The sequence below is a fragment of the Pseudobacter sp. genome, assembly GCF_051955275.1.
Taxonomy (GTDB): Bacteria; Bacteroidota; Bacteroidia; order Chitinophagales; family Chitinophagaceae; genus Pseudobacter.
Window position 1 is genome coordinate 1 of sequence record NZ_JBQCGW010000202.1, and the last position, 11,835, is coordinate 11,835.

The window sequence follows — 11,835 nt, forward strand, 5'->3', positions numbered from 1 at the left end:
ACCCTGTGAGCCCTGGAAGAAAACAGCCAGTCCCCAGTTGCGGAAGTTGAAGTTATTGGAGAATCCCCAGGTGAATTTCGGGGTGGCATAACCGAGGATCTGACGATCGCTCTCATCGATCTTCTTATCGCCGTTGATATCGCGGTAGCGGCGGTCACCTGCTTTTGCACGTGATGCCGGGTTGGGGCCTGTTGGCTCCTGCCCTACCAGCACCGGGCTGGAAGCAGCTTCAGCATCGGTCTGGAAGATACCATCTGATATCAGCCCGTAGAAAGCACCCACTGATAATCCCTGACGAAGCATCAGTCCACCCAGTAAATGGATATCATTATCCGCATTGAGATTAGTGATCTTATTGCGGTTGACAGAGAAATTGATGGCGCTGTTCCAGTTAAATTCTCCCTTGATATTTTCGGTGCGGATATCCAGGTCGAAACCATGGTTCTCGATATTACCGATATTCATCATAGACGTTGTGAAGCCGGATGTAGACGGAATGGGCGTTCCAAGCAACAGATCGTTGGTCTTCTTATGATAATAATCAGCAGTAACGGCTATCCTGTTATTAAAGAGGCCGAAGTCGAGACCGATATCGAACTGACGGGTAGTTTCCCATTTCAGGTTGGGATTCACATAACCCAGTGGCTCCATGCCTGTATACACTTCACTGCCGGTAGGACTGTTGAACACACCTTCTCCGAAGGGACCAACCAGGGCGAGCGACTGGTAAGGGAGAATACCCTGATTACCTATCACGCCATAACTGGTGCGGAATTTCAGGTCGTTGATCAGTTCCACATTGTCCATGAAATCTTCTTCAGATACGCGCCATGCAAAAGCTCCCGATGGGAAGAATGCATATTTGTTGTTGGCGCCGAACTTGGAGCTTCCATCGATACGGCTGGTTACGGTGAACAGGTACTTGTTGTTATAAGTATAGTTCAGTCTACCCAGGTAAGAGATCATGCTCCAGCTGCTTTCGAAGTTGGTGGGTTTCTGTGGTTTCTGACCGGCGAAAATATTGTGATAACCGGTATGACTGTTGGGGAAACCAAAAGCGATGGCATTCAGCCTGTCGTTATTGAAACGCTGCACCGTGTAACCCACCAGTGCATTCACGCGGTGTTTGCCGGCGAATGTATTATTGTAAGAAAGTGTATTCTCATTGAGCCAGGTCATACCATCCGTTTTGGATACGGATGCTTCGCCTTCGCTGGCCTGTGTTCTTTTCAGGAAGTTAGGACCGAAGCTGCCTTCATCGCTGGAGAAACCGTCGATGCCGAAGCTGGTTTTGAATTCAAGTTTATCACTGAAGGCGTAACGCAGGAAGGCGTTGCCCAGAATGCGGGACACTGCCGTATTTGAGATATACTCCTTTGCTTCTGCAACAGGGTTGCCAAGCGTTTTGCCGATGGTATAGAAATTGTCTCTCCTGTTCTCGTAGGTGTACCCGCCGGGTTCTGCGGGATTGTATACAGGTAATACAGGATTGAACTGGATAGCGGAGGAAACCACACCGGGAACGATCTGCTGATCGTTGGTGAGTACACCACGGCTGTTCATGCGTGAGTATGCGAGACTGGAACCGATAGTCAGCTTTTTGGTGACGGATTGTTCCAGGTTGGCGCGGAAGGAATAGCGTTTGAAATCAGAATTGATGATCACGCCATCCTGTGCAAACAGGGATCCGGAAATGGAATATTTCGTTTTCTCATTGCCACCGGTAACGGATGCCTGAACATTGCTGATGGGCGCTGTTCGATAGAGCTCACCCTGCCAGTCTGTACCCTTACCCAGGTTCTTTGGATTTACGTAGATGGGCATTTGTCCGGCGTTCATCCTGGCTTCGTTCACAAACTCTCCGAACTGTGCGGCATTGAGCAGGTCCAGTTTATTGGCTACCTGCTGATACCCGTGATAGGCTTCGATGTTCACCTGTCCCTGACCGTTGCGGCCGCGTTTGGTGGTTACGAGTACCACACCGTTGGCGCCACGGGAACCATACATGGCGGTAGCGGAGGCGTCTTTGAGGATCTCGATAGACTCGATGTCGCCCGGATTAATACTGGCGAGTGGTCCGATCCTCGGGCCGCGTGTAACGCCGCCATCCAGGTCGCTGCCATCGCTGTTCACCAGCATACCGTCGATCACATAGAGGGGTTCATTGTTGGCGGTGATGGAGCTGGTACCGCGGATGCGGATGCTGGGCTCGCCGCCGGGTTTGCCCGACTGCTGCGTTACCTGCACACCTGCCGCACGGCCCTGGAGGGCCTGTTCAAAGGAGGTGGCGGGAATGGCCTTGAGCTCATCAGCTTTCACTGATACCACGGAGCCGGTGAGATCGCTCTTCCGGGCAGTGCCGTAAGCGATCACCACCACCTGGCTGAGCTCTGCATTTTCGTCGATCAAAGTAATGTTGATACTGGTTCTGCCTTTCAGGGCTACCTCCTGGGTTACAAAACCGATGTGAGAGAATACCAGTGTGTCTTTTCCGGCCGGCACGGAAATGCTGTACTGGCCGGTTTTTCCGGAAGCAACGCTTTGCGCGCTTCCTTTAACGGAAATGGTGGCCCCTTCAACAGGACTACCGGTACCACTGATGATCTTACCTGTTACCTTACCTGCGGGGGCATCCTGGGCAAAGGATGGGATGATGCACCAGAGGAAGAATGCGGTGAACAGGGCAGCAAGCTTGTCGTTAGATGATAATGTTCTCATTAATTAAGCATTGAAGAGTGTAGGGTCAAATGTCCGAATGTTCGTACATATTAAAGCATAAATTTTTTTAATTGTTCAGGTTAAGGTCTGGAATGATCAGTGTCTTTCTATGTCGATAGTGTACGTGAACCTGTCGGCCCTGTAATAGCCGAGGTTATATTCGATGGGTCTATCTCCTGCATCACATACCACACGTTTGCGGAAGAGGATGGGTGCGCCGGGCTCTACAGCCAGGAGCTTGCCCAGCTTCTTGTCTGCCAGGATAGCACTGATCCCTTCTTTTGATACGGAGGCCACAATATGGTGATCGTTCTCCAGCATCTCGTATAATGGTTTGTTGAAATCATCGTCCGTAGTGAGACCGGTACGCGGATGGAAATAGGATATGAAGTGAACGATGGGCTCGCCATCCAGTCCCTTTACACGCTCCATCTTCAGCACAGTGGCGCCGGGAGCGAGTTTGAACAGTTGCTGTATCTCTTTGTCGGGGATGATATTTGATACCTTGATGCTGTAGTTGCGGAAGGTCATCCCCTTCTCGTCCATCTCATGAGTGAAGCTGGTCCAGTTATCCAGCTTGGTGGAAATATTGTTGCGGGCCACAGAAGTGCCAACGCCTTTTTTTCTTACGAGTAATCGTTCATACACCAGTTTGTTGGTAGCCTGGCGAACCGTGCTGCGACTGACGCCGAGTTTCTTGGCCATATTGATCTCATTGGGCAGCAGCTTACCGTTCTGGTACTCGGGATGGGCGATCAGCCTGCGGAGCAGATCTTCCACCTGGGCATGTAAGGGAAGCGCACTTTGATGATCAATCTCCAGTTTTTCCATGACAGCTTGTTTGTATGTACGTACATACTAAATTAGGGAAGTTTGAGATTCTGCCAAATTTTTTTTGAGAGGGCGTAAAAAAAGCGCCGACCATCGGTCAGCGCCCAGGTATAGAATTTCTCATGTTTGCTTCAGATCAACTATCCTTTTGCCTGCAGGTCAACTTTCAGGTTGATCTCCTGGCTGATAGCATCGTCTTTCTGACCGGGATAAGTAATGTTCCAGTCGTGACGGTTAATATTGAAATCAGCTTTCGCTTTGAAAGAAGCGGGTGTGCTCTCGATCACATCAGCATCGAAAGTGATGTTCTTGCTGATACCTTTCAGGGTGAGGTTACCGGCGATCTTCACTTTGTTGTTGGCAGAATCAGTTACTGAAGTGATCTCGAAAGTTGCTTCAGGATACTTGGCAACATCAAAGAAATCAGGGGATTTCAGGTGACCTTCCAGTTTCGCTTTATAAGCAGTGTCTGTAATGTCAAGGTTCACTAAAGAAGTCATGTTGATGGTGAATTTGCCACCGGTCAGTTTGCCTTCAGCAACCTGCAGGGTTCCGCCTGAAAGACGAACAGTACCATTGTGCTTACCGGTTACCTTGTTACCTAACCAGGCAATGCTGCTGGCTGCGGTGTCAACTGTGAGACCTGCGCCACCGGTTGCCTGTGTGGGAGTAACGCTTTCTGTTGTTTCTGCTTTCTTTCCTTCAGGGTTGTCTACGCAGCTGGTCATAAATACAGCGCCGCCTAACAGCACAAAGAGAAGTTTTTTCATGTTTTCGTTTTTATTTAATGCTTGAAATAAATACAAACCGGCTCTTTCTGTTGGGTGGAATGAGCCGGCTCTAAGATTGCAAGTAACAAAACAAAACTGATTTAGTTTTTGTTGTTGAAACATTATATTTATTTTTTTCGATGGGTTTTAAATAGATATACTTCCATTTTAATATTGATTTTCAATTATTTACATATCCTCTATCAGGAAAAATGTAAAAAGAAAGAAAAAAAATTCTGTGTCGGGCCTCTGAAATCCTGCTCACTTTCAGGGGAGAACGCGTTATAACCTGTAAAATCGGGTTATTTTGCATCCCTTTTTTCCAGCCAAATCATTTACCATGTCCATCTTCCCTACCCGTTATTCCACTTTATCGGCGCCTGCACTGGGTGATTACCTTCAGCAGCAATTCGGGTTTACGGATGTGCATTGCAGGTATCAGTACCGGAATGTGAGCGATACCTATCATGTATCCGCCACCGAAGGGACTTTTATTCTGAAGATCTTCCGCGCCATGCACCGCACTGAAGCCGAGATCCGGGGAGAAATAGCCTTACTGCAGCATTTGCTCAGGAATGGCATTCGTGTGGGCGGCCCTGTTACAGACCTTCACGGAGAGCAATTGCTCAGCTTCCTGGCTGCAGAAGGGACCAGGCACGGAGTGCTTTATTCCTTTGCGCCCGGCGGCCCCGTCATCGAACAATCCGATACTCAGGTGGTGCAAAGCGGACAATTCCTGGCCAGGCTGCACCTTCAAACCGAAGGCCTGCAATTAGCATATAACAGAAAAGGGTATACGCTGGATACCATGCTGCATGAGCCGCTGAAAGCAGTTGCCCCTGCCTTTGAAAAAGTGCCGGCAGATTATGAATGGCTGAAAGAAGCGGCCGCGGCCACTGAGCAGGAACTATCGAAACTGAATACTGCGGGCTTCAGTGCCGGGTATTGTCATTATGATTTCATGCCCAAGAACTGGCACCATGATGACCTGGGGGAGATCACCCTGTTTGATTTCGACTTCTCCGGACCTGGCTGGCTGATGAATGATATCGCTTCCTATGCGGTGTACCTTACTTTACTCAATCCCGGTGAAGATGAAATTAAAAGAAGGTTGAAGCTCTTCACTGACAGCTACCAGCAACTGAAGCCATTGCAGCCAGATGAGCTGAAAGCACTGCCACACTTATGTTTCCTCTTCTGGACCTTCTATTTAAAATACCAGTACGAGAATTTCGAGGACCATACCAATGTCTATTTCGGGCCCAGGTACCTGAGAGAATGGATCCAGCGGCTCAAGAACCTGGTGGCCGACCCAGGCAAATTCCTGCCCTGATCCTGACCGGCTGACAACAAGCAGGGACCACCGCAGTTACACAGCATTTCCCGTATATTTACCGCCAGGCTTTCATCCAAATTGAATCCAATTGCTGTTCAACTCCTGGGCCTTCGCCATATTCCTGCCAGTGGTCTTTTTCCTGTACTGGTTTGCTACGCGGCAAAACCGCCGGCGCCAGAATAACCTGCTGTTACTGGCCAGCTATGTGTTTTACGCCTGCTGGGATTATCGTTTTTTGGGGTTACTGCTTTTTTCCACCGGGCTTGATTATGTATCCGGACTACGTATTTCCTCGTCCGGTAACAGGCGCAGTAAAAAACGATGGCTGGTCACCAGCATCGTGGTGAACCTCGGCGTACTGGGTGTTTTCAAATACTTCAATTTTTTTGCCGGTTCGTTTGTAATACTGGGCGAATCCATAGGATGGCAACTGCATGCCCCTACCCTTCAGATCTTATTACCCGTCGGCATTTCCTTCTATACCTTCCATGGACTTTCCTATATCATCGATATCTATAAAGAAAGGATCCCGGCAGAAAAGAATTTTATCGATTATGCCGTCTTCGTCTGCTTCTTCCCGTTACTGGTAGCAGGACCCATCGAAAGGGCCACGCACCTGTTGCCACAGATCAAACAATCCAGGACCATCAACTATACATTGCTGGCAGATGGCATGCGACAGATCCTCTGGGGCCTCTTCAAAAAGATCCTGATCGCCGATAACTGCGCGCTGTATACCGATGCCATTTTCGGCACTGCCGCCAATCAAAGCGGCAGTGCGCTGGCACTGGGTGCTTTGTTATTTACCATTCAGATCTATGCAGACTTCTCGGGTTATTCGGATATCGCATTGGGTACGGCCAGGCTGTTCGGCATTGAACTGCTGCGCAATTTCTCATTCCCTTATTTTTCACGGAGTATCCCTGAATTCTGGCGCCGGTGGCATATCTCGCTCAGCAGCTGGTTCCGGGATTACCTCTATATTCCATTAGGAGGTAGCCGCGGCACCCGCTGGCAAAGCATCCGGAATGTTTTTATTGTTTTTGTAGTAAGTGGATTTTGGCATGGAGCGAATTTCACATTCATTGCCTGGGGTGTGCTGCATGCCTGTTATTTCCTGCCATCCTTGCTGCTTCGTAAAAACAGGTTGTACCTGGATACAGTAGCTGAAGGGCGTCTGCTGCCATCATTAAAAGAAACGGGGCAAATGCTGTTCACATTTATGCTTGTCTGTTTTGCCTGGATCTTTTTCAGGGCCGCCAGCATTTCAGCGGCAGTTGATTATATCGATGGCATATTCACCCCCTCTTTTTTCAGCTTGCCGCATGTGCTGCCCATTCATATGATGTTGTTGCTGCCATTCTTCTTTTTAATAGAATGGCTGGGACGTGAAAAGCCATACGCCCTTGCCGGTATGGGAGTACAATGGCCGCAAGCTCTCCGCTGGAGCGCTTACCTGGGAATCTGTTTACTGATCATTCTCCTGGCGGGCAGGAACCAACCATTCATCTATTTTATTTTCTGAGTATGAAGCTATTTCTCCGGCGACTTCTTCTTTTTATCATCCTGCTGATCCTCGCAACTACCATACTGCTGGGTGTTCTCGTGCAACAGGTGAATAAAAAAGAATGTTTTGTGCTGAAGCCCGGCCTGGTGGAAACTGTGTTTTTAGGCTTCTCTCATGTGCAGTGCAATATCAATGATTCACTCATCCCTCATGCACGCAACCTGGGCGATGCTGCCGAGCCCTTCTTCTACACTTTTCAAAAAGCGAAGCGCATCTTTGAGAGCAACCCTGAAATACAAAATGTGTTCATTGAATTCAGCAGTAAGTGTATCAGCAATTACATGGACAGCACCATTTTCAGCGATTATCATATGCCTCAGTTCCTTCCGAGATACGCCACCGTGCTGGATGGAGAGGATTACCGGCTTTTGCTCCGGTTGAATGCATCACAGCTACTGTCCACGTTAAGTGCAGTGCCGCGTGAAACTTTGCTGGCTTACAGGAACAGGCACCAGGATATTATGCAGGCAAAGAAATGGGGTGGCTTTGTTTACCAGACGGAAAGCACAGTGGCAAAGCGATTGGAGCGGATCAGGAAAGGATTTCCCCGTCCCGCGCTCAGCAATGACACCACAAAGTACAATCTGATCTATCTGCAGAAGCTGGTGTTGCTCTGCCAGGAAAAAGGGAAACGTATCTGGTTCTTCAGCTCGCCTTTGCATGCACAATCAGGCGACCGCTCCAATGAAGCGCTCTTCAATGAGATCAGGGAAACACGCTTCAGCACCATCCCCTACCTGGATTTCCGCGATCTGTATTTTCCGGATGAGCAATACCGTGATTTCGAGCACCTGAATGGACGGGGCGCCCGCCGTTTCTCTATATTCCTTAATCAACTGATCCGGGATCCGGCCATCCGCCAGCCGGGAAATTACCAGCAGCTGATCTATAAAACATGGATCGCTTCACAGGCAGATTAATCCTATGCTTTTACCAGTTCCGTTTCTTCTTTCTTCACCATCTTCAGGAACCTGGTCACCAGGAAGGCTGCAGCGAAGGTCAGTCCGGTGATCAGTCCCAGCCAGATTCCGGTGGCGCCCATCTTCAACGGGAAGGCCAGGAAATAACCAACGGGGATCCCGATCACCCAGTATGCAATTGCAATAAGTATGGTAGGTGCTTTCACATCTTTGATACCCCGCAGCAATCCGGCACTGATAGCCTGTGTGGCATCACTGATCTGGAATACGGCGGCAAAGAGCAGCAGGGTGGCAGCCAGTGCGATCACGTCTGCATTATCATTGAAGAGTTGAGGTAATACCTGACGCATGGTAGCGAAGATGATGGCGCAAAGCACGCCATAGATCAGGGCGGTAACAATGGTACTTCTGCCGATCACATTGATCAGCGGCCAGTTCTTTCTGCCGAATGCGTTGCTCACGCGGATGGAGCCTGCCTGCGCCAGTCCCATGCTCACCATAAAAGTGAATGCCGCCAGGCTCAGTGCGATCTGGTGAGCCGCCTGCGCCACAGCGCCCAGGGTACCGATGATCAGTCCGGATACGGCAAAGGCGCCGGCTTCCATGCCCAATTGCAGACTGCTGGCCGTTCCGATATGCAGCAGTTCCCCCCATGTGCGAGCTTTCAGTTTCCATTCAGAACCACGTACCGCAATATAACGGCGGAAGATCGGATGCCGGAAGATCACCACTGCCAGTACCACAAACATCAGGGAACGTGTGATCAGCGTGCCCCAGCCCGCTCCTACCAGCTCCAGCCTGGGTGCGCCCCAGTTGCCATAGATCAGCAGCCAGTTGATGAATACGTTCAGGGGAAGCGATATGAGTGAGAGCACCATGGCCGTTTTAGTATACTCAAGACCGTCAGTGAACTGTTTCAGGGTCATGAACATCAGCATGGGGATCATGGAAAGGCTCATCAGTTTCATGAAAGGAATGGCCAGTTCCACCACATCAGGGTCCTGCCCCAGGTGATGCAGTATGCCCGTACCGAAGCAGAGGGCCAGGGAGATGATAACCCCCATGACCGAGCAAAGTACAAACCCGTTGAACAGGTAATGGGAGACCTGCCGGGCATCATTGCGGCCATTGGCCATGCTCACCATCTGTGATACGGCGATGGTCATACCGATGCCGAATACCAGTGGGATATTGATGGCGTTGATCACCAGGGCAACTGCCGCCAGCTGTTTGTAATTGATGGATCCCACCATGGCGGAATCGATGATATGCAGTGCCATCTGGGCCAGCTCCCCGATGATAATGGGAATGGCCAGTTTAATAGTAGCGTTCGCTTCTGTTCTCAGTCCTGTACTCTCTTTGTTCATAGAATCGGTAAAAATAAAATGGTTCTGCGGGAATAACAGGGACAATTGTCCAATTGTTGGAAGCCTTTTGCCGCAAAAAATAATTCATCGTCCAAAAATCCGCTCCTGTACCGCATTTGGCCGGGTTGACAATTTTTTCCTGTCAAATATTTTTTTCAGAATCCAAAACATCACTACTTTTGCTAACACTGTTAGGTAAATCATCAATATGGGCATAACAGAAAGACGGCTACGGCAGCGAGACGAGGTACGTTCCAGCATATTGGCTACCGCCTGGAGGATCGTAACGGAAGAGGGATGGCAATCGCTGTCCATCCGCAAGATTGCCGACGCTATCGAGTACAGTGTGCCGGTCATTTATGATCACTTTGCCAGTAAAGAGGACATCCTCCTGGAGTTTGCAAGGGATGGCTTCCGCTTACTGACCAAAAAAATGGAACAGGCGAAGAACAAGCATACGGCACCGGCCGAACAGATAAGGGCTATGGCCGATGCTTACTGGAATTTCGCCTTCCGCAATAAGGAATACTACCAGGTGATGTTTGATCTTGGCATCCCCTGCATCGAGCAGGAAAAATGCCTCCCGGAAAAAGTGGGGTTCAGGGAACTCATGAGTGCACCCATCTCCACCATTCTCGGAAAGAAATCAAATGAAGACCTGGCCTGTTTGAAAAGTCACACGTTCTGGAGCATACTCCACGGGCTCATCTCCATAAAAATGATGCGGACCTCGGATATGTGCGAAGAACTCAACAAAATGGTGCTGGATGATGCCATCAATGGCTTCATCAAAAACCTGAACCCGTAACACGGTTTTTTTTTGCCAAAAAGAACTAACACTGTTAGGAATTATAAGAGTGTTATAACATTAAGTGACGCGATACGCCTGCCCGACAGAAAATTACCATCCGGTAACCACTAATCAGTTTCACAGAACAGACACAACAGATAGTAAACATTGTAATTATCAACCAGAGGGTGTTTGTGTTCCCTCTAAACAACCATGTTATGCAACCACTACTTAAGACCAATGGACGAGCCTTGAATCCGTTTCTGACTGTCCAATCATACGCCCTCATTACCGGCGTACTCATTACCACCATTATACTGTCCGCCTGCGGATCCTCCAGCAATCCTGGCGGGGGTTACGGCGCGCCTCCCCCACCGGAATTACCTGTGGTGGCAGTGCCAACAGCACCGGCAACCACTTACCGTGAATACGCTGCTGCCCTGGAAGGCAAAGTGAACGTGGAGATCCGCCCGCAGGTAGCAGGCTTCCTGGAAAAGATCTATGTAGATGAAGGTGCCTTTGTAAAAGCAGGTCAGCCTCTCTTCAAGATCAATGACCGAGAGTACAGCGAAGCTTACAACAATGCCAAAGGCAGTCTCACTGCAGCACAGGCAAATATCCAGCGCGCCAAAGTGGAGGTAGACCGCCTCACGCCACTGGTAAATGCCAAAGTGATCTCTGAAGTGCAGCTGAAAACCGCACAGGCCAATTATGATGCAGCCGTTGCCGCAGCCGATCAGGCTAAAGCCATGGTGGGAAGCTCCCAGATCAATATCGGGTACACCCTCATCAAAGCCCCCGTGAGCGGTTATATCGGCCGTATCCCTTTCAAAACCGGCGCCCTGGTTGGAAAAGGTGAAGCGCAGCCACTCACCGTTTTGTCTGATGTGAGCGAGATATATGCTTACTTCTCCCTCAGCGAGCCCGACTTCATTGCCTTCAGGAACCAGTTTGCAGGCAATACCCTGGAAGAGAAAGTAAGAAAAGTTCCAGCCGTTGAATTATTGCTTGCTGACGGCAGCGTATATACGCAGAAAGGAAAACTGAGCACGGTGGACGGACAGTTCAACCGGACTACCGGTGCCATCAGCTTCCGCGCTTCCTTCCCCAATGCCGGCGGTAATCTCCGCACTGGTAATACAGGAAGGGTACGCATTCCGCAACTGACGCAGTCTTCACTGGTAGTACCGCAGGAAGCCACTTTCGAGATCCAGGATAAAGTGTTTGTATTCACACTGGCAGACAGCAACAAAGTGATGAGCAAACCGCTGTCCATTTCGGGCAAGACCGCCAATTATTATTTCGTGTCATCCGGTGTGAACGCCGGTGAAAAGATCGTGTTCTCCGGAGTAGGTAACCTGAGAGATGGTATGGTGATCGTTCCCCAGCCCATTTCTGCAGACAGCCTGCTGAAGGCTAAACCGCTCTAAGAACCCATTACAGGGTGCCGCCAGTTGCTCGCGCCCCCGCGAGTGACTTATATTCCGTCGCCTCCGGCCACACGGTGCTCGCCAGAGGCGGGCAAATAGTGGTCAC

At 49.8% G+C, this 11,835-nt stretch carries 9 protein-coding genes; 5 read left to right on the forward strand and 4 right to left on the reverse strand.

The features are described 5' to 3' along the window. From ACTHMC_RS17560 to ACTHMC_RS17570, 3 genes are all read right to left on the reverse strand, one after another. The coding region (locus ACTHMC_RS17560) for a SusC/RagA family TonB-linked outer membrane protein (RefSeq protein ID WP_440415003.1) at positions 1-2,718 on the reverse strand (2,718 nt) is incomplete at its 3' end. Between the two features lie 96 nt (positions 2,719-2,814). Next, the gene (locus ACTHMC_RS17565) at positions 2,815-3,549 is read right to left on the reverse strand and encodes a GntR family transcriptional regulator (RefSeq protein ID WP_440415005.1); all 735 of its coding nucleotides are present in this window, start codon (positions 3,547-3,549) and stop codon (positions 2,815-2,817) included. Positions 3,550-3,689: 140 nt separating this feature from the next. Next, on the reverse strand, positions 3,690-4,319 hold the full coding sequence (locus ACTHMC_RS17570) for a YceI family protein (RefSeq protein ID WP_440415007.1): 630 nt from the start codon (positions 4,317-4,319) through the stop codon (positions 3,690-3,692). Between the two features lie 340 nt (positions 4,320-4,659). Here ACTHMC_RS17570 and ACTHMC_RS17575 point away from each other — a divergent pair, with 340 nt between their 5' ends. The 3 genes from ACTHMC_RS17575 to ACTHMC_RS17585 all read left to right on the forward strand — a co-directional run bounded on the left by ACTHMC_RS17575 (position 4,660) and on the right by ACTHMC_RS17585 (position 8,142). Beyond that, a complete protein-coding gene (locus tag ACTHMC_RS17575; protein ID WP_440415009.1) occupies positions 4,660-5,652 on the forward strand; it encodes a phosphotransferase enzyme family protein in 993 nt (330 codons plus the stop codon). 91 nt (positions 5,653-5,743) lie between these two features. After that, positions 5,744-7,180 (forward strand): MBOAT family O-acyltransferase, encoded by a 1,437-nt coding sequence (locus tag ACTHMC_RS17580; protein ID WP_440415011.1) that lies wholly within the window; start codon positions 5,744-5,746, stop codon positions 7,178-7,180. A gap of 2 nt (positions 7,181-7,182) precedes the next feature. Beyond that, positions 7,183-8,142: a hypothetical protein gene (locus ACTHMC_RS17585; RefSeq protein ID WP_440415013.1), complete on the forward strand. Its 960-nt coding sequence runs from the start codon at positions 7,183-7,185 to the stop codon at positions 8,140-8,142. Positions 8,143-8,144: 2 nt separating this feature from the next. On the opposite strand, the gene ACTHMC_RS17590 is transcribed toward ACTHMC_RS17585, so the two are convergent. After that, positions 8,145-9,509, reverse strand: a complete 1,365-nt coding sequence (locus ACTHMC_RS17590) for an MATE family efflux transporter (RefSeq protein WP_440415015.1) — start codon at positions 9,507-9,509, stop codon at positions 8,145-8,147. Between the two features lie 208 nt (positions 9,510-9,717). Here ACTHMC_RS17590 and ACTHMC_RS17595 point away from each other — a divergent pair, with 208 nt between their 5' ends. Both ACTHMC_RS17595 and ACTHMC_RS17600 read left to right on the forward strand, forming a co-directional pair. Further along, positions 9,718-10,317 carry a TetR/AcrR family transcriptional regulator gene (locus tag ACTHMC_RS17595; RefSeq protein ID WP_440415017.1) on the forward strand — a complete coding sequence of 200 codons (600 nt, stop codon included), beginning with the start codon at positions 9,718-9,720 and terminating at the stop codon, positions 10,315-10,317. Positions 10,318-10,517: 200 nt separating this feature from the next. Next, complete coding sequence (locus tag ACTHMC_RS17600) at positions 10,518-11,729, forward strand: efflux RND transporter periplasmic adaptor subunit (RefSeq protein WP_440415019.1); 1,212 nt, start codon at positions 10,518-10,520, stop codon at positions 11,727-11,729. The last annotated feature ends 106 nt before the right edge of the window (positions 11,730-11,835 follow it).